A 21,553-nucleotide genomic window follows, 5' to 3' on the forward strand; every position below is an offset into this window, starting at 1 on the left:
GCGCCGAAATGTTTAGGTGAACATTGCCACGTCCCCCGCGCGGTCGTCACCCCTTCGATGGATCACGTTTCCGTAACGTCGGGCCCCCCGGCACGGATCCGCGCCGAGACAGTGGTGACGTCAACATCCGGCGCACTAGGATCATCGCCCATGGGCGTGACGCCGAGCCGCGGCCGCCGAAAGACAGGGCCGTCGATCGAGGATGTCGCGCGCCTTGCGGGAGTCTCCGCGCAGACCGTGTCGAGGGTCTCCACCGGCGCGAACGTGGTGCGACCGGACACCCGGGAACGTGTGCTGCTCGCCATGCAACAGCTCGGGTACGCCCCGAACCGGGCCGCCCGGGCCCTGCGCAGCGGCACCTACGGCACCATCGGCCTGGTCGCGCACCGGTTCGGCCGGACCGGTGAGGCGCTGACCACCGAGGCGCTGGTCCGGGCCGCCGAGGCCGAGGACTACTCCGTCACGCTGCTCACCGTGCAGAACCCGGCCGAGGGGTGGGAGCCCGCGGCCCACCGGCTGCCGCACCAGGCGATCGACGGACTGGTGATCATCCGGGCGGAGCGGGCCACCGCCGACTCGCTCGCCCTGCCGGTGGGCATGCCGATCGCGGTGTCCGACTCGCGGTTCGGCGGACACTACCCGTCGGTGGTGGCCGACCAGGTCCAGGGCAGCATCGACGCCGTGCGTCACCTGCTGGACCTCGGGCACCAGACGGTTCACCACGTCGCCGGGCCCGAGGTCTCCGAGCCGGCCCGGGTCCGCGCCGGGGCGTGGCGACGCTGCCTCGAGGAGGCCGGTCGCCGGCCGCCGCCGGTGTGGCAGGGGGACTGGAGCGCGGAGTCCGGGTACCAGGCGGGGCTCGGGATCGCGCTGGATCCCGCGGTCACCGCGGTCTACTGCGCGAACGACGAGATGGCCTTCGGCGTGATGCGCGCCCTGCACGAGGCGGGCCGCCGGGTCCCGGAGGACGTGTCGGTCGTGGGGTTCGACGCGATCGGCCTGAGCGGCTACTCCTACCCGCCGCTGACCACCGTCCGCCAGGACTTCACCCAGATGGGCCGTGAGCTCGTGCGCCTGGTGCTCGACCAGGTGCGCTCCGGGGCCCGGGCCGGTCACGAGCGGGTGCTGGTGCCCACCGAGCTGGTCGTACGCGGGACGACCGCCCCGCCGCGCGCCTGAGTCAGCGCCCCGGAACCCGCTGCCCGGCCCGGTCGGGTCCGCGCAGCCCTCAGCTCGACGTGTCCGCCACGACCACGTCTGCGGTCCACGGGCGGCCCGCACGCGACGGGGCCTGCAGCTCGACCTTCCACACGTCGGACAGCACCTCGGCGAGACCCTCCGGGCTGCGCGGGTCGGCGCCGGTCTGGAGCAGGTGCCGGGCCACCAGGCCGCGGGTGTGCTTCGCCATGTGGCTGACCACGCTGCGCCCGGTCGGTCCGTCGCGGAGCACGCGCACCTCGACGGTCCGGTCCGCCACCGCGGTCGCACGGCCCATCGCGAGGTAGCTCGACGAGCGCAGGTCGACCAGCAGCCCGCGGGGGCCGAGCGCCTCGGCGAGGACCTCCGGGAGCACGGCGCGCCACAGCGGCTCGAGGCCGCCGAGCTCGGCCCCGTCCGGCTCGACGAGCGCCGCGCACACGTTCAGCCGGTACGGCGGGATCCGGTCGCGAGGCCGCAGCGCGCCCCAGAGGCCGGACACCACGACCAGGCGTGCGGCGGCCCGCCGGCGGGCCGCCGCGGACAGCGTCGGCGCGTCGAGCCCGTCGAACAGCACGCCGGTGAAGACCTCGAGCGCGGGCCGGGCCGGGAGCTCGAGGATCCGGGCGTCGCGCGCGAGCTCGTCGGCGAGCGAGGGCCCCACCCCGAACCGGCGGAGGGCGTCGCCCCGGGTGCAGCTGGCGAGCGTCGCCGCGAGGACGCGGTCCCTGGTGCCGGCCAGCGCGGGGAAGCTCAGCGACGACGGGTCGACCGGGTGGCCGCGCCGCGCGGGTGCCGCCTTGGCCTCCGAGGGCGGCAGCACGATGAGCACGGCCCGACCCTACGTCGAACCGCGGGGCCGCCGGGTCGGGCGACCACGGGCAGGGCGGTGCCGCACCTGTGCCGCCGGACCGGCTCCCGACCGCAGACGCGACGACGGCCGCCCCGAAGGACGGCCGTCGCCACGAGGACCGGGAGGCACCGATCCCGGTCCGCGTGCGGGATCACTCCATCAGGTGCCTCACTCGGTGTCCTCGTCCACCCAGTTGAAGGTCTTGGTGACGGCCTTCTTCCAGTTCCGGTAGGTCTTCTCGCGGTGGCCCTCGTCCATCGCGGGCGTCCAGCGCTTGTCCTCGGCCCAGTTGTCGATGACGTCCTGCTCGCCGGACCAGAAGTCGACCGCGATGCCGGCCGCGTAGGCCGCGCCGAGCGCCGTGGTCTCCGCGACCTTCGGGCGCACCACGTGCACGCCGAGGACGTCGGCCTGGAACTGCATCAGGGTCTCGTTGGCGATCATGCCGCCGTCGACCTTGAGCTCCTTCAGCTCGACACCGGAGTCCGCCTCCATGGCGTCCAGCACCTCGCGGGTCTGGAAGGCGGTGGCCTCCAGGGCCGCGCGGGCGATGTGGCCCTTGTTGACGTACCGGGTCAGGCCGACGAGCGCACCGCGTGCGTCCGCCCGCCAGTACGGCGCGAACAGGCCGGAGAACGCCGGCACGAAGTACGCGCCGCCGTTGTCCTCGACCGTCTTGGCCAGGTCCTCGACCTCGGGGGCCGAGGAGATGATGCCGAGGTTGTCGCGCAGCCACTGGATCAGCGAGCCGGTCACCGCGATCGAGCCCTCGAGGGCGTAGATCGGGGCCCTCTCGCCGATCTTGTAGCACACGGTGGTGAGCAGGCCGTTCTTCGACGGGACCGGCTCGGTACCGGTGTTCAGCAGCATGAAGTTGCCGGTGCCGTAGGTGTTCTTCGCGTCGCCGACGTTGAAGCACGCCTGGCCGAACGTCGCGGCCTGCTGGTCGCCGAGGATGCCGGAGATCGGCACGCCCGGGACCATGCCGCCCTGGCGGCCGTGGCCGTACACCTCGGACGAGGACTTGATCTCGGGGAGCATGGACATCGGGATGCCCATCTCGCCGGCGATCTCGGCGTCCCAGCTGAGGGTCGCGAGGTCCATCAGCATGGTGCGCGAGGCGTTGGTCACGTCGGTCACGTGCACGCCGCCGTCGACGCCGCCGGTCATGTTCCACAGCACCCACGCGTCGGTGTTGCCGAACGCGAGCTGGCCGGCCTCGGCCTTCGCCCGGGCGCCCTCGACGTTGTCCAGGATCCAGCGGATCTTCGGGCCCGAGAAGTAGGTCGCCAGCGGGAGGCCGACCCGGTCCTTGTAGCGCTCGGCGCCGCCGCCGAGGGCAGCGAGCTCGTCGCAGATCTTGTTGGTGCGGGTGTCCTGCCAGACGATCGCGTTGTAGACCGGCTCGCCCGTGGTGCGGTCCCAGACCACCGCGGTCTCGCGCTGGTTGGTGATACCGACCGCGGCGATGTCCTTGTGCGTGAGGTTGGCACGGGTCAGCGCGAGGCCGACCACCTCACGGACGTTCACCCAGATCTCCGTCGGGTCGTGCTCGACCCAGCCCGGCTTGGGGAAGATCTGCTCGTGCTCCTTCTGGCCGGTGGACACGATGAGGCCGCTGTGGTCGAAGACGATCGCACGCGAGCTCGTCGTGCCCTGGTCGATGGCGAGGATGTAGTCAGCCATGTCCGTCCTTCGTCGGTTGTCGCTTCGCGGTGAGTCGCACCGCTGCGAGGGGGGTTGCCCCCAGGTGTCGGGGTCGGGGACCCCGGTTCGGGCGCTCGTGGCACCCGGTCATGCTGTGCGACGGCCCTGCGGCCGACGCGATGGGGGCAGGAGGCCCCTGAGACGGGGTGCGGAACCCGTGGGGGTGGGTCCCGCACCCCGCTGACTCATCAGGCGAGGTACCACTGGCCGACGAGACCGGCCAGTGCGCCACCGACGATCGGGCCGAGGACCGGGACCCAGGAGTAGGCCCAGTCGCTCGAGCCCTTGCCGGGGATCGGCAGGAGGGCGTGCGCGATGCGGGGTGCCAGGTCGCGGTTCGGGTTGATGGCGTACCCGGTCGGGCCGCCGAGGCTGATGCCGATGCCGACCACGAGCAGGGCGACGGCGAGCGGGCCGAGGCCCGACGGGGTCGGCCCGAAGGCCAGGATGACGAACACCAGCACGAAGGTGCCGATGACCTCGGTGATGAAGTTCCAGGTGTAGCTGCGGATCTCCGGGCCGGTCGAGAACACGGCGAGCTTGATGGCCGGGTCGGCCTGCTCGTCGAAGTGCTTCTTGTAGGCCAGCCAGGCCAGCACGGCACCCAGGAACGCGCCGAGCATCTCACCGCCGAGGTAGACCATCGCGTTGCTGAAGTTCGCGGCGACCCCCGGTGCGAACTCCGCCGCGCCGTTGGCCAGCAGGCCGATCGTGACGGCGAAGTTCAGGTGCGCACCGGACTTGTACGCCACGTACACACCGGCGAACACGCCGAGGCCCCACCCGAAGTTGATGAGCAGCCAGCCGCCGTTGTTGCCCTTCGTCTTGGGCAGGATGACGTTGGCCACGACACCAGCACCCAGCAGCAGCAGCATCGCCGTGCCGAGGGTCTCGGAGACGAAGACTTCTCCCAATGTCATGTGCGCTTCCTCGTTTCACTCGCGGACTTCGTTGTCACGTGCGCCCCGGACGGCGCCCGGGGGATCCAGAGGTGAGACCCCGGGAGCGCCCGGGGGGATCGGGGGGTGGTGCTGGTCTAGGCGGTCGCGTGCTCCTTGGATCCGAGCGGGACCATCGGGGCGATGTCGGCAGCCTTCAGGCGGATGGCCTCGGCCTTCTCGTCGCCGTACTCGTGGGACGCGGCCTCCTCCGCTTCGCACCGAGCCCGGTACGAGGCGATCTCCGCGGCCTTGCGCTTGGCGTCCCAGCCGAGCCGCTCGGCGACCAGGTCGGCGATCTCGTCGATCGCGCCGAGGCCGCGGTCGCGCTGCTCGTAGACCAGGCGGGTGCGGTGCAGCATGACGTCCTCGAGGTGCAGCACGCCTTCGTGGGTGGCGGCGTAGGCGACCTCGGCCCGCAGGTACGCGGGCGCACCCTCGAGCGGCTTGCCGAGCGACGGGTCGGCCTCGACGGTGTCGATGATCTCCGAGAGCATCGAGCCGTACCGGTGCAGCAGGTGGTCGACCATCGCCGTGGTCCAGCCGTACGTGGTCGCGATGCGGGCCGCCTGGCGCTGCAGGACCGCGTGGCCCTCGGCGCCGGCCAGCGGGATCCGGTCGGTCAGCGACGGCAGGCTCGCGGACCGCTCGCCGATCGCGAAGTCCACGGCGTCCTTGGCCATCACGCGGTACGTGGTGAGCTTGCCGCCCGCGATGACCGTGAGGCCAGGCGTGGGGGAGGCGACGGTGTGCTCGCGCGAGACCTTGGCCGAGGAGGTGCCCTCCTTGGTCCCCGGCTGCAGGAGCGGGCGGAGCCCGGCCCACGAGCCGATCACGTCGTCGCGGGTCAGCGGGGTGGCGAGCACGGCGTTCGCGTGCTCGATCACGTAGTCGATGTCCTCGGCCGTGGCGACCGGGTGGACCAGCTCCTGCTTCCACTCGGTGTCGGTGGTCCCGATCACCCAGTAGCGCGACCACGGGATCACGAAGAGCACGCTCTTCTCGGTCTGCAGGATCAGGCCGACCTCGCCGCGGATCCGCTCGCGCGGGACGACGATGTGGATGCCCTTCGAGGCGAGCACGTGCAGGCCGCCCTCGGTGCCGGCCAGCGCCTCGGTCTCCTCGGTCCACACGCCGGTGGCGTTGATCACCTGGTCGGCGTGGCAGGTGAACTTCTTCCCGGTCTCGAGGTCGACCAGGACGGCGCCGTTGACCACGCCGGTGCCGCGCTTGGTCAGCTCGACGACCTGGGTGCGGCTGGCGGCGTAGGCGCCGTAGCTCACGGCGGTGCGGATCAGGGTGGCGACCAGTCGGGCGTCGTCCACGCTCGCGTCGTAGTAGCGCACCGCGCCGACCGCGGCGTCGTGCCGCAGGTCGGGGAACATCCGCTCCATGCCCGGGCGGGACACGTGCCGGTGCCACGGCATGGCGCGCTTGCCCGGGGCGATCGAGGCGAGCGTGTCGTAGAGCGCGACGCCGGCGCCGACGTAGGCGCGCTCCCAGTACGCGTTCTCCAGCGGGTAGAGGAACGACACGGGCCGGACCAGGTGCGGGGCGATCTTCTTGAGCAGCAGGTCGCGCTCGGTCAGCGCCTCGTGCACCAGGTGGAAGTCGAGCATCTGCAGGTAGCGCAGGCCGCCGTGGACGAGCTTGCTGGACCGGCTCGAGGTGCCGCTGGACCAGTCCTGCGCCTCGACGATGCCGACCCGCAGGCCACGCGTCACGGCGTCGAGAGCGATCCCGGCCCCGGTGACCCCACCGCCGATGACGAGGACGTCGATCTCGTTGCCCTCACCGGTGGCGGCCAGGGCGTCCAGGGCTCGCTGCCGGGTCTGCGGTGTCAGGGCTACCGTCTTCACACTCGTCCTCCTCGACGTCCTGCACTTCTTGGCCCTCGGTTCTGACCGGTGGTGCTGATGGGTCCGAGGTCCCGTCTCGGCCCTATGCTGGTCACCGCGCGAACGAACGCGCAACCCAGGTGCACAAATGTGCAACAGGTCGACCGGCACGGCCCAGGGAGGTGTCGTGGACGACGAGGACGTCCTGCGTGCGGCGTCGATGTACTACCTGCAGGACATGAAGATGGAGGTCATCGCGCGGCACCTGAACACGTCGCGATCGACCGTCTCGAGGCTCATCAAGAAGGCGCGCAGCAGCGGGATCGTGGAGATCCACCTGCGCCCGGCGCGCACCCGGGCACCCGGTCTGACCCGCACGATCGCCCGGCGGTACGGCATCGAGGCCTACGTCGCGCCGGTGTCCGACTCCGCGAGCGACGTCGAGCGGCTCGACCAGGTCGCCATCACCACCTCCAAGCTCATCTCGGCGTGGTTCGACTCCGACATGGTGCTCGGCATCGCGTGGGGCACGACCCTCGCGGCGATCGGCCGGCGGTTGACCCCGAAACCCACCCGGAACAGTGCCGTCGTCCAGCTCAACGGTGCGGCGAACACGCGCACGAGCGGGTTCGAGTACGCCTCCGACCTGATCTCCGGGTTCGCCGCCGCGTTCGACGCGACGGTGCACCACTTCCCGGTCCCCGCGTTCTTCGACTACCCGGAGACCAAGGCGGCCATGTGGCGCGAGCGCTCGGTCAAACGTGTGCTCGACGTGCAACGACGTGCAGACATCGCGCTGTTCGGCGTCGGGGCGGTCAGCGGTGGTCTGCCGTCCCACGTCTACTCGGCCGGCTACCTCGAGCCGGAGGACATCGAGCTCCTGCACCGTGAGGGTGTGGTCGGCGACGTCTGCACCGTCTTCCTGCGCGGGGACGGCAGCTACCAGGACATCCCGATCAACGAGCGCGCGACCGGCCCCACACCCGAGGAGCTCCAGCGGATCGGCCGGCGGGTCTGTGCCGTCGCCGGCGACGCGAAGGTCGCGCCGCTGCGGGCCGCGCTCGCCGCCGGCGTCGTGACCGACCTGGTCATCGACGAGCTCACCGCCGAGGCGTTGGTCGCGGGGCCAGTAGCGTGAGCGCGTGACCGGAACCGTACGGCTGCGCGCCGCGCTGCCCCGCGACGTCAAGGCGATCCGCGACCTGGTCGCCCCGTACGCCGAGTCCAGGATCCTGCTGGCCAAGGAGCTGGTCGGCTACTACGAGGCGATCCAGGAGTTCGTCGTCGCCGAGGGCGAGGACGGTGAGGTGCTCGGCTGCGGTGCGCTGCACGTGATGTGGTCCGACCTCGCCGAGGTGCGCACGCTCGCCGTGCACCCCGACCACCGACGGACCGGCGTGGGCCACTCTCTGCTGATCGCGCTGCTCGACCGCGCGCGCGCCCTGGGCCTGGCTCGGGTCTTCTGCTTGACGTTCGAGGTCGACTTCTTCGCGTCGCACGGCTTCCGCGCGATCGCCGGGACGCCGGTCGACCCCGAGGTGTTCGCCGAGCTGCTGCGCTCGCACGACGACGGGGTCGCCGAGTTCCTCGACCTCGCGCACGTGAAGCCGAACACGCTCGGCAACACCCGGATGCTGATCGACCTCAGCCCGCGCTGACCTGCCAGGTCGCGAGCCAGCCGCCACCGGTGTCGTTGGCGGCGTCCACGACGACCGTCCAGGAGCCTCCGCGGAAGGTGCCCGACGCGCGGTCGATGCCGTCGTGGTCCGGGGCCCGGTGCGTCTGCTCGTCGGCGAGGGCGTACCCGGCCCCCGCCATGGCCGCCTTGATCCGGTCCCACGTCGCCGCGTCGGTCCAGGACTGACCGACCACCCACGCCTGGTCGCCGATCTGGTCGAAGTCCTGGGCGTCGACCCCGTCGAACGTCGTCGCGCCCCCGCCGACCACCGGTACGTCCGCCGGAACCGGTGCCGGGTCGTAGGCGAACCAGCTGGCGGCCGAGATCAGGGCGACCTCGGCATCGGCGTCGTCGCCGAGAGCCGGCGTCAGATCGACCCCGACCACCGACCTCGTCCAGATCTCGATCGGGATCGACTCGTCCAGCGGTTCGCCGGTCCGGCAGTCGGCGATCCCGCCGAGGCTCACGAGGTCCTCGGCGTTGACGCGCGAGTGACGACCGAGGGTGGTGCCGACCTGGGGCCCGGAGGCAGGCTGCGCACCGGCGTTCACGACGACGCCGTCCTGCGTGATCACCCAGGACAGCTCGGTGAACCGTACGTCGCCGTAGCTCGCCGGTCCGTCGTCGACCACGGCGACGGAGAAGTACGGCGCGCCGCCGTTGCGCTGCCAGGTGGTCTCTGCGGAGACCTGACCGAGGGCGGTCGGCTCGAGACCGGCCGCGCTCTGCCCGCAGGTCGGCAGGTCGGGCGCCGAGCTCGGCACCGGCTCCGGGTCGCCGATCTCCAAGGTCCGCGGCCCGGCGGCGAGCAGCAGGGTGCCCGGCCCGCCGTACGCCACGTCGTCGACCGTCACCGCGGCCAGCGGCACCACCTCGTAGAGGTCATAGGCGCCGTTCGGCAGCATGTCCAGGCTCACGACCTCGTTCTCCGACGAGCGCCCGCGCAGCCCGGGGATGCACGAGGTCAGGACGACCGGGCCCGGGGAGACGAGCGAGGAGGTCGGCTCGGTCGAGCCGACCGGCGACGCGGTCATCGCCCCGGTCCCGACCGCCACGACGCTGCCGGCCCACGGCCCCTCGCGGGCGACGACCGCGATCGTGATCGGCCCGCCTGCCTTGCCGTAGAAGCCCACGTCGCTGGCCAGCGAGGCCGTGGGGATGACGGCCTGGTCCGCGGGGAGCACGCCGTCGATCGGGTCCACGGTCAGGACCAGCTGCGCGCCGGCCGGGGCGTCGAGCACCGGCGCGGCGTCCTCGCACTGCGGCACGGCCGCGACGGTCGCGGCGCTCGGCCAGGAGCCGGTCGGGCTGGGGGAGGTGCTCGGCGCCGGCGTCGGGTCGATCGTCTGCGTGGGCGCGACCGGCGGCTGCGGTGTACCGCCGAGGTGCAGCAGCGACAGGCCGAGCGCACCCGCCGCGGCCGCGCCCGCGAGCCCGGCGACCACGGTCCCGGCGAACCGCCGGCGTCCCCGGCGGGTGCTCGCCAGCACGTCGGCCAGCTCGGTGTCGTCCAGCCCGCCGCGATCCGCCGCGCCGGCGGCGATCTGCTCGAACGCGTCGGCGAGGTTCATCGCTCCCCCTCCGTCAGGTCCACCGTGAGGCGTTCGTCGGACCCGAGCGGTCCCAGCGTGTCCTCGAGTCGACGGAGCCCGTCGGACAGGTAGCGCTTCGCGGTGCCCTCGCTGATCCCCAGGCGACGTGCCAGCTCGGGCACCGTGAGGTCGTCGTAGAACCGCAGCACCACGCAGGCCCGCTCGCGCGGCGGCAGGCCGGACAGCGCCTGCTGGACGACGACCTGGTCGTCGGTCTGCGCGGTCGGGTCCGGGGCGACGGCCGGGGCGGCCGCCAGGTGCCGGCGCCCGGCCCACGTGCGATCACGGCGGTGCTCGTCGAGGAAGGCGTGCAGCACGGCGCGACGCACGTAGCCCTCCGTCGCCTGCGGGCCGAGCACGCGTGCGGGCCGCGACCACGAGCGCACCAGCGCCTCCTGCACGAGGTCGTGCGCGCGGGGCAGGTCACCGCAGAGCAGGTACGCGTAGCCGACCAGGGCGGCGCCGCGCCGGGTCGCCAGCGCAGTCAGCTCGTCCTGCCAGGCCATCTCCGCCCCCTCTCACCGACATCAACGACGGAGGGCGGCGAAACGTTGGGTGCCGACGGCCTCAGCGCGGGCCGACGACCTCGACCTCCGGGTAGCGGCCGGCGAGGTCCAGCATGCCGACACAGTCGACCACCACGGCGACCAGGTCCGTCACGGCGCGGGTGAGCTCGACCTCGCCGCGCTCCCAGAGGAGCAGCAGGCCCGGCCCGAGCTCGACCGGGGGATGGCCGGCGGCCTCGACGACGGCCGCGCCGCTGACCACCGTGATGATCCGGCGGTGCTGCGTGGCGGGGTGCTCCAGCGTTCCTCCCGCCGGTACCCGGACCACGCTGACCTCTGCGGTACCCATGACCGGGGGCAGCACGTCGAGCGCGACGTCGTCGTCGCGTCTGGCCGGCATCGTGTACAGGCGCACCCCGACAGAGTGGCGGCCGACGGGGTCGCCCGGGTGGGGCCTCAGTCCTGGACCGCCTCAGTCCTGCACCGCTTTGACGATCGTCACCACGCGGGTCAGCTCGTCGCGGTCGGCCGGCGAGAGCGGGCGCCGCAGCCGCTCCGCGTCCTCCAGGGTCCACAGCGCGTTGCAGACCTCGCGCAGCACGACCCAGTCACGGGTCCGGTCGCGGTCCAGCCCCAGCACGTCGACCACGGCGTCGAGCCGTCGCTGCAGGACGGGCCGGGGTGCGGCGGCCACCTCGTCCCACCGGTTCCACAGCAGCGGGGCGACCTCGTAGTGCGGGTCGCCGCTGAGCGGCTTGGGGTCGATCACCAGCCACGGTTCGCGATCCGCGGCCAGCACGTTCTCGTAGTGCGCATCGGTGTGGATCAGCGTCCCGTCGGTCTCCGGGTCCGCGGCGAACGCCTCCCCGAGCGAGACGGCCTGCTCGACCATCCGGTGCGGTACCGGCGCCGAGCGGGGCAGGGCCGCGAGCCGCTCGGTCCACCGGGCCACCGAGCGGGACAGCGTCCCGAGCTGCGGCGGTGCGGGGCGGTGCAGGCGGCTCAGCAGGCCTGCGGTCACCTCGCACGCGGTCACGTCGTCGAGCGTCGTGAGGTCCCTGGGGTGGGCCCGTTCGAGCAGCAGGGCCCAGCGGTGCGGGTCGGCGCGCAGCAGCAGGACGGCGCCCTGGCCGTGCCAGCGCTGCAGCGCGAGGGCTTCGTGGCGAGCCTCCTCGTGCGGCCAGCCGAGCTTGATGACGGCGGCGTCGCCGTCGGCGGTGCGCACCGGGACCACCAGCGAGCACCGGCCGTGGGTCGGGTCGCCGTCCGGGGTGAGTGCCCACTCGTCGAGCAGGTCCGCGGCGCTGCGCGGCAGCGCGTCGAGCCAGGTCTGCCAGGGCTCGCCGAAGCCGGGCAGTGCGAGCAGCCCGTCGGGCACGCGGATCCGGGGGCTGCGCCCGGGCTCGCCGCGGGTCGCGTCGGCGGTCACCGGGCGCCTCCACGCGGCAGGCGCCAGAGGTCGCCGTGCCGTTCGACCAGCCCGTCCGCCGTCAGACCGGCCAGAGCGCGCTCGAGCTGCTCCCGGTCCGGCCAGGCCGCGACGACCTCGCTGTGCGGGACGGGCGCCGGGGCGTCGCGCAGCAGGCCCATGACCGTGCCGCGCGCCTGCCGGTCCGTGCCGTGCCACGCCTGGCGCCGCCGGGTCTCCGCGAGGGCGTCGGCCGGGCGGCCCTCGGCCAGCCAGGCGCACCGGTCGGCGAGCGGGCACGAGTCGCAGCCCGGGTTGCGCGCGGTGCACACGAGGGCGCCGAGCTCCATCACCGCCGCGTTCCACCGGGCGGCGGTGGGCTCGTCGGCGGGAACCACGGCCGCCGCGCGGTCCCGCTCGGCACGGGTCAGGTGGGGTGCCGGCAGCGCGGCGCCGTCGACCGCGCGGGCGAGCACCCGACGGATGTTCGTGTCGAGCACCACCGAGCGCCGGCCGAACGCGAAGGCCGCGACCGCGGCGGCGGTGTACTCGCCGATGCCCGGCAGGGTCCTCAAGGTCGCCTCGTCGTCCGGCAGCACCCCGCCGTGCTCCTCGACCACGGCGACCGCACAGGCGTGCAGGCGCAGTGCGCGGCGTGGGTAGCCGAGGCGGCCCCAGGCCCGCAGGACCTCGTCGGGCCTCGCGCTCGCGAGCTCGCGCGGGCCGGGCCAGCGCTCCTGCCACGCACGCCAGACCGGCAGCACCCGCACGACCGGGGTCTGCTGCAGCATCACCTCGCTGACCAGGACGCCCCACGGCGTCCGATCGGCAGCGCGCCACGGCAGGTCGCGGCGGTGCTCCTCATACCAGACGAGCACCGGAGCGACGAGAGACACGCCCCGATGATGCCTGATCGGCACGGCATCCGATCGGCGCGGCACCGCAGCCCGGCGCCGGGCCCGACGTACCGTGGCGGTGCAGGGGGCGGACCAGGTCGACGGAGCGGAGGGGCGATGAGCGCACTGCTGCACCCCGTGGGGCCACGACCGCCGCGGGTCTACTGGTTGCGCCGGGTCGTCGCGCTGGTCGCGGTCGCCGCGGTGGTCGCGCTGGCGCTCGTGCTCGGCAACGCGTTGGTCGGCGGTTCGTCGGCTGACGGTGCCACCGCCGACCCGAGCGCCGCAGCGGACCCCGGCAGCGGCACCGACGCCGGCACCGGCACCGAGGGCGACGCTCAGGACGGCTCGACCGACACGGGCGACGGGCCAGTGGCCTGCACGCCCGAACAGCTCTCCCTCAGCCTGACGGCCGACGCGCGCACCTATCCGGCCGGCTCGAACCCGGTGTTCACCGTGGCGATCACGAACGTCGGTGACTCGAGCTGCACGGTCGATGCCGGCGAGCTCAACCGGCAGATCCTGGTGAGCTCCGGCTCGGACCGGATCTGGGCCTCGACCGACTGCCCGGCGGACACGAGCGAGCGGATCCTGCTGCTCGCGGCCGGCGCGCGGGACGAGTCCGCGTACACCTGGCCGCGGGTGCGCTCCGACGAGGCGTGCTCGGAGGGTCTGCCGGCACCGCGCGCAGGCACCTACACGGCGACGGCGAGCCTCGCCGGGGCGTCGAGCACCGCTGCGGTCTTCGACCTGCAGGACTGAGCGCTGCGGTCTTCGAGCTGCAGGACTGAGCCCGGCCCGTCGCTCGGCTCCCGCTACTCCTGAGCGGCGAGGAGCTCGGCGAGCCGGCTGGGCGTGGACCGCAGCAGGCAGAACTCGTTGCCCTGCGGGTCGGCCAGCACGTGCCACGGCACGTCGCCCTGGCCGACGTCCACCGTCGTGGCCCCGAGTGCGAGCAGCCGTGCGAGCTCGGTCTCCTGGTCGGTCCCGTCGGCCGGGCGCAGGTCCAGGTGCAGCCGGTTCTTGACCGACTTCGCCTCGGGCACCCGGATGAAGAGGAGCCCGCCGGTGCCGGGGCCGGTCCGGCCGACACCCTCGCCCTGCGGCGCGGCGACCCAGACCTCGTCCTCGTCGTCCTCATCGACCTGCCAGCCCAGCACGTCGGCCCACCAGCGGGCCAGGGGGAGGGGGTCGGTGCTGTCGATGTTCAGGTGCCCGATCACGATCGCCATGGAGCGAACCTAGGTGGGCGCGATCGGCCCGCGCGAGCCGAATTGGCCGGACGCCTCAGACGTAGCGTTCGAGGATCGAGGACTCGGCCAGGCGGGACAGGCCCTCACGCACCGTGCGGGCGCGCTGCTCGCCGACCCCGTCCACGGTCATCAGCTCCTCGACGCCGGCAGCGAGCAGGCGCTGCAGGCCGCCGAAGTGCGCGACCAGGCGCTCCACGATGCTCGGCGGGATCCGCGGGACCTTCGACAGCAGGCGCGTCCCGCGCGGTCCGACCGCCCCGTCGAGCGAGTCGTCGATCACGGCGAGGCCGAGCACGCGGGCGATCTGGCTGAGCTCGAGCAGCTCGTTGGCGTCCATCCCGGCGAGCGCCTCCTGGACCTCGGCCATGCGCTCGGGGCTGGGCGTGTCCAGGTAGTCGCGGATCACGAGCTGGCGGTCCGTCGACACCCCGCCGACCAGCTCGTCGAGCTGCAGGGCCATCAGGCGGCCGTCGGTGCCGAGCTCGACCACGTAGCCGGCGATCTCCTCGGAGATCCGGCGGACCATCTCCAGACGCTGGACCACCGAGGCGACGTCGCGCACCGTGACGAGGTCCTCGATCTCGAGCGCGGACAGCGTGCCGCTGACCTCGTCGAGCCGGGCCTTGTAGCGCTCGAGCGTGGCCAGCGCCTGGTTGGCGCGGGACTGGATGACGTCGGAGCCCTCGAGCACGTGCCGCGAGCCACCCGCGTAGATCGCGATGATCTGCATCGACTGGCTCACCGAGACCACGGCGAAGCCGGACTGCTTGGCCACCCGCTCGGCGGTGCGGTGCCGGGTACCGGACTCGGTGGTCTCGATGGTCGGGTCCGGCAGGAGCTGCACGGCGGCCCGCACGATCCGGTGGCCGTCCACCACGACGGCGCCGTCCATCTTGGCGAGCTCGCGCAGCCTGGTCGCGGAGAACTCCACGTCGAGCACGAAGCCGCCGGAGCACATCGCCTCGACGGTGTCGTCGAAGCCGAGCACGATCAGCGCGCCGGTGCGTCCGCGGAGGATCCGCTCGAGCCCGTCGCGCAGCTCGGTGCCGGGAGCGGCAGCGGCGAGCGTCGACCGCAGCAGGTCGTCGGCGGGAGTCACGTGCGGATCCTAGTCGTTCGGTGGCTCCGGGCCCGGCTCGCGAGCGGGTGAGGTTCCGCGCCCGGCGAGTGCGAGGGAGACCGCCTCGGAGAGGTGGTGCGCCTCGAGCAGGTGCATGCCCTCCGGGACCCGGTCGGACGCCGCGGTCCCGGCCGGCACCACGGCCCGACGGAAGCCGAGGCGGGCTGCCTCGGCGAGCCGGCGCCCGAGGCCCAGGACGGTGCGGATCTCACCCGCGAGACCGACCTCGCCGAACGCGACCAGGTCCGGTGCGACCCGCCGGTCGGTCGCGGCGCTGGCCACCGCGAGGGCGATCGCGAGGTCGGCGGCGGGTTCGGCGACCCGCGCGCCGCCCACCGTGGAGACGTAGACGTCGCGGTCGCCGAGCGGCAGGCCGGCGCGCCGCTGCTCGACGGCGAGCACCATCGCGACCCGGGAGCCGTCGACGCCGCTCGTGGTGCGTCGCGGGTTGGACAGGGCGGTCGGGACGACGAGCGCCTGCACCTCGGTCGCGAGCGGGCGTCGGCCCTCGAGGGTCACCGTCACGCAGGTGCCGGGCACCTGGTGGTCGCCGCGCGAGACGAACAGCCCGCTCGGGTCGGCCAGCTCGACGATCCCGGTGTCGTTGAGGTCGAAGCAGCCGACCTCGTCGGTGGGGCCGAACCGGTTCTTGGTCGCGCGCAGCAGCCGCAGCCGGGTGTGCCGGTCGCCGTCGAACTGGCAGACCACGTCGACCAGGTGCTCGAGGGTCCGGGGTCCGGCGACCGCGCCGTCCTTGGTGACGTGGCCGACGAGCAGCGCCGGGATCGCGCGCTGCTTGGCCACGGCGATGAGGGCGGCGGCGACCTCGCGCACCTGGGACACGCCGCCGGGCGACCCCTCGACCTGGGTGGAGGTCACGGTCTGCACGGAGTCGAGCACGAGCACGGTCGGCTCGGCCTGCTCGACATGGCCGAGCACGGTGCCGAGATCGGTCTCTGCGGCCAGGAGCAGGCCGGGCGACACCGCGCCGATCCGCTCGGCCCGCAGCCGCACCTGGCCCGCGGACTCCTCTCCGGTCAGGTAGAGGACGCGTGCGCCGGGCTCGCGACCGAGCCGACCGGCGACGTCGAGCAGCAGCGTCGACTTGCCCACGCCGGGCTCGCCGGCGAGCAGCACGACGGCACCGGGGACCAGGCCCCCGCCGAGCACGCGGTCGAGCTCGCCCACACCGGTGGGCCGGGCCCGCGCGGTCTCGACGTCGATCTCGCCGATCGGCCGCGCTGCGCGTGCGCCGGGGGAGGTCGGGGTGGTGCGCGGCCCGGTCGGTGCGGCGTCCTCGACCACCGAGCCCCAGGTCTGGCACTCGCCGCAGCGGCCGACCCACTTCGCGGTGGTCCAGCCGCACTCGGTGCAGGTGAAGCCGGGCCGTGCGGCCCGGGACCTGGTGCGTGAGGTGGTGCTGGTCACCCCGGCACGGTAGCGCCCGGGACCGACGCCGCCGCGGAACCGCCGGACGAGTGGTCGGCCGTGGGTCGGCCGGTGGTCGGCCGGGCGGTCGCCCCGTGGTCGGCCGGTGTGCGGTGGGGTGGCCGACGACCCGGCGCGCAGGAACGTCCTTGCCTCCGGCTGAACGCGCGTTTAGGATCCTGAACATGCGTTCAGTCGAGTCCCGTGACGACGCGACGGCCCGCTCCCGGATCCGGGACGCGGCCCTGCGCCGGTTCGCCGCCGACGGTCTCGGCGTCGGGATCCGCGCGATCGCCACCGACGCCGGCGTGAGCCCCGCGCTCGTCCTCCACCACTTCGGGTCCAAGGACGGTCTGCGGGACGCGTGCGACGACCACGCGTTCGCGGTGATCCGGGAGGTCAAGCGGGTCGCGCTCGGTCCGACCGGGCCCGACCAGCTCCTGGTCCAGCTCGCGTCGGTGGCCGAGTACGCCCCGGTCGCCGGGTACCTGATGCGCGCGATGCAGAGCGGCGGCCCCCGTGGCCGCGAGGCCTTCGAGCACTTCGTGTCCGACGCCGAGCAGTACGTCGCCGAGGGTGTCGCCGCAGGGACCCTGCGGCCCAGCCGGGACGAGAAGGCCCGGATCCGGTGGCTGACCCTGTCCGGGATGGGTGCGATGCTGCTCGCCCTCGCGCTCGAGGACCCGCCGCCCGACGACCTCGCCGCGTGGCTGCAGCGCTACACCGCCGAGATCAGCCTGCCCGCGCTGGAGGCGTTCACCGAGGGCGTGCTGACCGACCGGCGGATGCTCGACGCCTACCTCTCCTACGTGTCCGACCCGCCGGCCCGGGACGAGACCGCAGCCTCCTGAGGCCGCGTCCGACCCCGACCCCGACGACCCGTCGGCCCGACGCCGACGTCCCGAGAAGAGACACCCATGACCCCTGTCATCGAGATCACGGACCTGACCAAGACCTTCGGCAGCGTGACCGCGCTGGACCACCTCGACCTGACCGTCGAGGCCGGCGAGGTGCACGGCTTCCTCGGCCCCAACGGGGCCGGCAAGACCACGACCCTGCGCATCCTGCTCGGCCTCCTGCGCGCCGACTCGGGCTCCGCCACCCTGCTGGGCGGCGACCCCTGGCGCGACGTGGCGACCCTGCACCGCCGGCTCGCCTACGTGCCCGGTGACGTGGCGCTGTGGCCGAACCTGACCGGCGGCGAGGTGATCGACCTGCTCGGCCGGTTGCGTGGCGGCCTGGACCCCGCGCGCCGCGCGGCGCTGCTCGAGCGCTTCGACCTCGACCCGAGCAAGAAGGGCCGCGCGTACTCCAAGGGCAACCGGCAGAAGGTCGCGCTCGTCGCGGCGCTGGCCTCGGACGTCGAGCTGCTCCTGCTCGACGAGCCGACCTCGGGCCTCGACCCGCTGATGGAGGCCGAGTTCCGCGCCGTCGTGCGTGAGCTCGCCGCGGGCGGCGCCACGGTGCTGCTCTCCAGCCACATCCTGTCCGAGGCCGAGGCGCTCTCGGACCGGGTGAGCATCATCCGGCACGGCCGGGTGGTCGAGACCGGCACGCTCGAGCAGCTGCGGCACCTCACCCGGACCGCCGTGACCGTGGACGTGCTCCGCGCCCCGGACGGCCTCGACGCCCTCCCGGGTGTGTACGACGTCCGGGTCGAGCCGCACGGTGACGGTGCTCGCTTGGCCTGTGAGGTCGACGCTCCAGCCCTGGAGAGCTTGCTCACTGTGCTCCAGGGCGCCGGCGTGCGGGCGCTGACCAGTGCGCCGCCCACGCTCGAAGAGCTCTTCCTGCGCCACTACAGCGACGACCTCGCCGGTGCGGGTGTGCAGTGATGGCCGCCACGACGATGGCCGGCCGTCGCACCCAGGCGCCCGCGGCCACCGCCCTCGCCCGATTCACGGGAACCGGTCCTCTGGTCCGGCTCGCCCTGCGACGTGACCGCGTACTCGCTCCTGTGTGGATCGCGGTATTTGCCTTCTCAGCGGCAGGTTCTGCGGCGGCCACGATCGGCATCTACCCGACCGAGGCCAGCAGGGTCCAGATCGCCGACACGCTCAACAGCAGCGCCTCCTCTGCCGCGTTCTACGGGCCGATCCTCGACCCGACCTCGATGGGTCAGGTCTCCCTGTTCAAGATGTACGCCTTCGGCGCGGCGATGGTCGGTCTGCTCGGCCTGTTCCTCGTCGCCCGGCACACCCGCGGCGAGGAGGAGGACGGACGCACCGAGCTCGTCGGGGCCGGGGTGGTCGGGCGCTGGGCGCCCCTGGCCGCGGCGCTGACCTGGACCACGATCGTGCTGGTCGTGCTCGGCCTGGTCACCGCGGTGAGCCTGGTCGGCGCCGGCCTGGACGTGGTGGGCTCGCTGTCCTTCGCCCTCGCCTGGCTCGTCACGGGCCTCGCGTTCACGGCGATCGGCGCGGTCACCGCACAGGTCGCCACGACGTCGCGGGGCGCGAAGGGACTGGCCGGCGGCCTGCTGGGGCTGGCCTACCTGATCCGGGCCGTGGCCGACGGCTCGGCCGACGGCGAGCTCGTCGGCCTGCGCTGGATGTCTCCGGTGGGCTGGGCGCAGGAGGTGCACGCGTTCGCCGACCCGCGCTGGTCGGTCGGCGTGCTCGGGCTCGCGTTCTTCCTGCTGGTGTCCGCGATCGCGTTCGCGCTGGTCGACCGGCGCGACCTCGGGGCCGGTCTGCTGCCGGACCGCGCGGGAGCCGCGAGCGCGCCGCGGTCCCTGTCCGGCGGGCTCGGCCTGGCGTGGCGGCTGCACCGCGGGCTGCTGGCGGGCTGGGTGCTCGGCGCTGCGCTGCTCTCGATGGTGCTCGGCGGGCTGGTGGCCAACCTCGGCGGATTCGTCGACGAGGGCATGCAGGACATGCTCGCGGCGCTCGGCGGCCAGCAGGGGCTCGAGGACACGTTCGTGGCGGTCGAGTGGTCGTTCATCGGGACGTTCTTCGGCGCCTACGCGATCGCGGCCCTGCTGCGGTTGCGCAGCGAGGAGGCCACCGGTCGGTCCGAGAACCTGCTCGCGACGCCGTTGACCCGGCCGCGGTGGGCCGCGTCGCACCTGATCGCGTCGATCGGCGGGGTCGTCACGCTCCTCGTCGTCACCGGGACGCTGACCGGCTTCTCGATCTCGCGCTCGCTCGGCGACAGCGCGTGGTGGTCGAAGTCGGCGAGCGCCGCAGCCGTGCAGCTTCCGGCGATCCTGGTGATGGTCGGCCTGACGATCCTCGCGATCGGCCTCGTGCCCCGGTTCGCGGTGGGCCTGTCCTGGGGGCTGTTCGTCGCGTTCTTCCTGCTGGGTGAGATCGGCGCGCTGCTCGAGCTCCCGCAGTGGGTGATGGACCTGTCGCCGTTCGCCCACACGCCTCGGCTGCCCGGCGGCGACCTGAACGTGCCGGCGCTGGTGATCCTCACCGTGCTCGGGCTGGGACTGATCGGGGCAGGCGTGGCGGCCTACCGGCGGCGCGACCTCGAGGCCTGACGGCGTGAACCGGGCCGGGCGCCCCGTCCCGAGGGTCGGGCGCCCGGCCCGGGCCTGCAGCCTGCACCTCGGCGCAGGGCCTACGCTGACCGGGGGCCCGGCGGGGACCGCGGCCCGGAGCCGAGGAAAGACGCAGGTATGACTGAGAGCCACGCACGCGCCAAGCCCTCGCGCAGGCTGCCCGTCTGGGTGTGGATCGTCTCCGGGGTGCTCCTCGTCGGCGTGGCCGCGACCGGCGCGCTGCTGATGGTCAACCGCGGGGGCGGGCCGGTCCCGCCCGAGGCCGAGGTGGTCACCCTCCCGGTGCCGACGCCGACCGTGACCGCGATCGACCGCGAGCCCGGGACGGAGTTCTACGACGCCTTGCCGTCGGAGGTGCTCGCGTTCGCGCTGGCCGACACCGGGGACGCCCCCGAGCTGGTCGGCGACGGTGCGCTCGAGGCGTACTGGATGGACTACTCCGACGGCAGCCAGGAGGTCTCGGTGCTCGCCGGGCAGTGGGAGACCGCGGAGGAGGCCGACGCCGTCTACGGCCGGCTCGCCGACGCGGCGTCCGCGGACGCCGCGGTGCCCAGCGCGACGGCGGAGCCGTCCACGGAGACCGAGGACACGTCCGCGATGGCCGACGAGACGACCTCGGCGGCGCCGAGCGCCGTCGAGGAGGGTGCCGTGCTGGTCGACGGCCAGGAGGTCGGCAGCTACACGATCGCGTCGCACGCCGACGGGACCGCGCTCGCGGTCTGGTCCAACGGCACGGTGGTCCTCACCGCGTCGGGTCCGCTCGCCGCCGTGCGTGACGTGTACGAGGCCTTCCCGCTGTGAGCGGCTCCGAGGCCGTCGGGCTGCTCGGCGCCGGCGTGATGGGCGAGGCGCTGCTCGCGGCGGTGCTGCGCGTCGTCCCGGCCGACCGGGTGCTGGTGTCCGAGGCGAACCCCGAGCGGGCCGCCGCGGTCGCCGCGAAGCACGGCGTGCGCGCGGACGCCACGCCGGCCGAGGTGGCGGCCGCGAGCGACGTGCTGGTCGTGGCGCTCAAGCCGAAGGACGTGCCGGCGGTGCTTGCCTCGATCGCGCCGGCGCTGCGCCCGGGGGCGCTCGTGGTGAGCGTGGCCGCGGGGTTGTCCACCGCGACGCTGGCCGCGCCGCTGCCGGAGGGCACCGCGGTGGTCCGGGTCATGCCGAACACACCTGCCGTGGTCGGCAAGGGTGCGGCCGCGATCTGCCCCGGCGCCTACGCCACCACCGCGCACCTGGACACCGTGCAGCAGCTGCTGGCGCCGACCGGCCTGGTGGTCCGGGTCGGCGAGGCCGACATGGACGCGGTGACCGCGATCTCCGGGTCCGGCCCGGCGTACGTGTTCTACCTGGTCGACGCGCTCGCGGAGGCGGGCGTGCTGCTCGGACTCACCCGTGCGCAGGCGATGGACCTGGCCAGGGCCACGTTCCTCGGAGCGGCCGAGCTGCTCGAGCAGACCGGTGAGCACCCGGTGGTGCTCCGGGAGCGGGTCTCCTCGCCGGGCGGGACGACCGTGGCCGGCCTGCGGGCGCTCGACGCCCACGGCGTGCGTGCCGCGGTGATCGCCGCGGCCGAGGCGGCACGGGACCGCAGCCGCGAGCTCGGGGCACCGCCCGCGTCGTCGGGCCGGGACTGAGGG

Annotated in this window: 21 protein-coding genes; 9 read left to right on the forward strand and 12 right to left on the reverse strand. The window is 73.7% G+C overall.

Annotated elements, in window-relative coordinates; genetic code table 11:
* Positions 1 to 150 precede the first annotated feature (150 nt).
* Positions 151 to 1,179, forward strand: a complete 1,029-nt coding sequence (locus OEB99_RS02775; RefSeq protein ID WP_263508167.1) for a LacI family DNA-binding transcriptional regulator — start codon at positions 151 to 153, stop codon at positions 1,177 to 1,179.
* A 49-nt stretch (positions 1,180 to 1,228) separates the two neighbouring features.
* Here OEB99_RS02775 and OEB99_RS02780 read toward each other — a convergent pair whose 3' ends face one another.
* From OEB99_RS02780 to OEB99_RS02795, 4 genes are all read right to left on the reverse strand, one after another.
* Positions 1,229 to 2,029, reverse strand: a complete 801-nt coding sequence (locus OEB99_RS02780; protein ID WP_263508168.1) for a YaaA family protein — start codon at positions 2,027 to 2,029, stop codon at positions 1,229 to 1,231.
* Between the two features lie 189 nt (positions 2,030 to 2,218).
* The gene (glpK, locus tag OEB99_RS02785) at positions 2,219 to 3,736 is read right to left on the reverse strand and encodes a glycerol kinase GlpK (RefSeq protein WP_263508170.1); all 1,518 of its coding nucleotides are present in this window, start codon (positions 3,734 to 3,736) and stop codon (positions 2,219 to 2,221) included.
* Between the two features lie 209 nt (positions 3,737 to 3,945).
* On the reverse strand, positions 3,946 to 4,677 hold the full coding sequence (locus OEB99_RS02790) for an MIP/aquaporin family protein (RefSeq protein ID WP_263508171.1): 732 nt from the start codon (positions 4,675 to 4,677) through the stop codon (positions 3,946 to 3,948).
* A 116-nt stretch (positions 4,678 to 4,793) separates the two neighbouring features.
* A complete protein-coding gene (locus tag OEB99_RS02795; protein WP_263508172.1) occupies positions 4,794 to 6,554 on the reverse strand; it encodes a glycerol-3-phosphate dehydrogenase/oxidase in 1,761 nt (586 codons plus the stop codon).
* A gap of 199 nt (positions 6,555 to 6,753) precedes the next feature.
* On the opposite strand from OEB99_RS02795, the gene OEB99_RS02800 reads away from it, so the two are divergent.
* Both OEB99_RS02800 and OEB99_RS02805 read left to right on the forward strand, forming a co-directional pair.
* Positions 6,754 to 7,671 carry a sugar-binding transcriptional regulator gene (locus tag OEB99_RS02800; RefSeq protein ID WP_411910651.1) on the forward strand — a complete coding sequence of 306 codons (918 nt, stop codon included), beginning with the start codon at positions 6,754 to 6,756 and terminating at the stop codon, positions 7,669 to 7,671.
* 4 nt (positions 7,672 to 7,675) lie between these two features.
* The gene (locus OEB99_RS02805) at positions 7,676 to 8,191 is read left to right on the forward strand and encodes an amino-acid N-acetyltransferase (protein WP_263508174.1); all 516 of its coding nucleotides are present in this window, start codon (positions 7,676 to 7,678) and stop codon (positions 8,189 to 8,191) included.
* Here OEB99_RS02805 and OEB99_RS02810 read toward each other — a convergent pair.
* The 5 genes from OEB99_RS02810 to OEB99_RS02830 all read right to left on the reverse strand — a co-directional run bounded on the left by OEB99_RS02810 (position 8,178) and on the right by OEB99_RS02830 (position 12,613).
* On the reverse strand, positions 8,178 to 9,782 hold the full coding sequence (locus OEB99_RS02810; RefSeq protein WP_263508176.1) for a hypothetical protein: 1,605 nt from the start codon (positions 9,780 to 9,782) through the stop codon (positions 8,178 to 8,180). The two genes, OEB99_RS02805 and OEB99_RS02810, sit on opposite strands and share 14 nt — an antisense overlap.
* Positions 9,779 to 10,309: a sigma-70 family RNA polymerase sigma factor gene (locus OEB99_RS02815; RefSeq protein WP_263508178.1), complete on the reverse strand. Its 531-nt coding sequence runs from the start codon at positions 10,307 to 10,309 to the stop codon at positions 9,779 to 9,781. The genes OEB99_RS02810 and OEB99_RS02815 overlap by 4 nt, the downstream gene beginning before the upstream one ends.
* Positions 10,310 to 10,370: 61 nt before the next feature.
* Positions 10,371 to 10,724: a hypothetical protein gene (locus OEB99_RS02820; protein ID WP_263508180.1), complete on the reverse strand. Its 354-nt coding sequence runs from the start codon at positions 10,722 to 10,724 to the stop codon at positions 10,371 to 10,373.
* A 57-nt stretch (positions 10,725 to 10,781) separates the two neighbouring features.
* Positions 10,782 to 11,738 (reverse strand): aminoglycoside phosphotransferase family protein, encoded by a 957-nt coding sequence (locus OEB99_RS02825; RefSeq protein WP_263508182.1) that lies wholly within the window; start codon positions 11,736 to 11,738, stop codon positions 10,782 to 10,784.
* Positions 11,735 to 12,613 (reverse strand): HhH-GPD family protein, encoded by an 879-nt coding sequence (locus OEB99_RS02830; RefSeq protein WP_263508184.1) that lies wholly within the window; start codon positions 12,611 to 12,613, stop codon positions 11,735 to 11,737. The genes OEB99_RS02825 and OEB99_RS02830 overlap by 4 nt, the downstream gene beginning before the upstream one ends.
* 117 nt (positions 12,614 to 12,730) lie before the next feature.
* Here OEB99_RS02830 and OEB99_RS02835 point away from each other — a divergent pair, with 117 nt between their 5' ends.
* Entirely contained in the window at positions 12,731 to 13,375 is a 645-nt protein-coding gene (locus tag OEB99_RS02835; RefSeq protein WP_263508185.1) for a hypothetical protein, read from the forward strand.
* A gap of 53 nt (positions 13,376 to 13,428) precedes the next feature.
* On the opposite strand, the gene OEB99_RS02840 is transcribed toward OEB99_RS02835, so the two are convergent.
* Genes OEB99_RS02840 through radA form a run of 3 tightly spaced genes read right to left on the reverse strand, consistent with a single transcriptional unit; the run spans position 13,429 to position 16,414 of the window.
* Positions 13,429 to 13,845 (reverse strand): VOC family protein, encoded by a 417-nt coding sequence (locus tag OEB99_RS02840; RefSeq protein ID WP_263508186.1) that lies wholly within the window; start codon positions 13,843 to 13,845, stop codon positions 13,429 to 13,431.
* A 55-nt stretch (positions 13,846 to 13,900) separates the two neighbouring features.
* The gene (gene disA, locus OEB99_RS02845) at positions 13,901 to 14,965 is read right to left on the reverse strand and encodes a DNA integrity scanning diadenylate cyclase DisA (RefSeq protein ID WP_263508187.1); all 1,065 of its coding nucleotides are present in this window, start codon (positions 14,963 to 14,965) and stop codon (positions 13,901 to 13,903) included.
* 9 nt (positions 14,966 to 14,974) lie between these two features.
* On the reverse strand, positions 14,975 to 16,414 hold the full coding sequence (gene radA, locus OEB99_RS02850; protein WP_263508188.1) for a DNA repair protein RadA: 1,440 nt from the start codon (positions 16,412 to 16,414) through the stop codon (positions 14,975 to 14,977).
* 185 nt (positions 16,415 to 16,599) lie between these two features.
* Between radA and OEB99_RS02855 the strand changes: the two genes are divergently transcribed.
* The 5 genes from OEB99_RS02855 (at position 16,600) to proC (ending at position 21,550) form a co-directional block, all read left to right on the forward strand.
* Positions 16,600 to 17,265, forward strand: a complete 666-nt coding sequence (locus OEB99_RS02855) for a TetR/AcrR family transcriptional regulator (RefSeq protein WP_263508189.1) — start codon at positions 16,600 to 16,602, stop codon at positions 17,263 to 17,265.
* 66 nt (positions 17,266 to 17,331) lie between these two features.
* Positions 17,332 to 18,249: an ABC transporter ATP-binding protein gene (locus tag OEB99_RS02860; RefSeq protein WP_263508190.1), complete on the forward strand. Its 918-nt coding sequence runs from the start codon at positions 17,332 to 17,334 to the stop codon at positions 18,247 to 18,249.
* On the forward strand, positions 18,249 to 19,901 hold the full coding sequence (locus OEB99_RS02865; RefSeq protein WP_263508192.1) for an ABC transporter permease: 1,653 nt from the start codon (positions 18,249 to 18,251) through the stop codon (positions 19,899 to 19,901). Before OEB99_RS02860 ends, OEB99_RS02865 begins: the two co-directional genes overlap by 1 nt.
* A 138-nt stretch (positions 19,902 to 20,039) precedes the next feature.
* Complete coding sequence (locus OEB99_RS02870; RefSeq protein ID WP_263508193.1) at positions 20,040 to 20,723, forward strand: hypothetical protein; 684 nt, start codon at positions 20,040 to 20,042, stop codon at positions 20,721 to 20,723.
* Complete coding sequence (proC, locus tag OEB99_RS02875) at positions 20,720 to 21,550, forward strand: pyrroline-5-carboxylate reductase (RefSeq protein WP_263508194.1); 831 nt, start codon at positions 20,720 to 20,722, stop codon at positions 21,548 to 21,550. Before OEB99_RS02870 ends, proC begins: the two co-directional genes overlap by 4 nt.
* Positions 21,551 to 21,553: the final 3 nt, after the last annotated feature.

The sequence above is a fragment of the Actinotalea endophytica genome, from assembly GCF_025717005.1.
In the GTDB taxonomy this organism is placed as follows: domain Bacteria; phylum Actinomycetota; class Actinomycetes; order Actinomycetales; family Cellulomonadaceae; genus Actinotalea.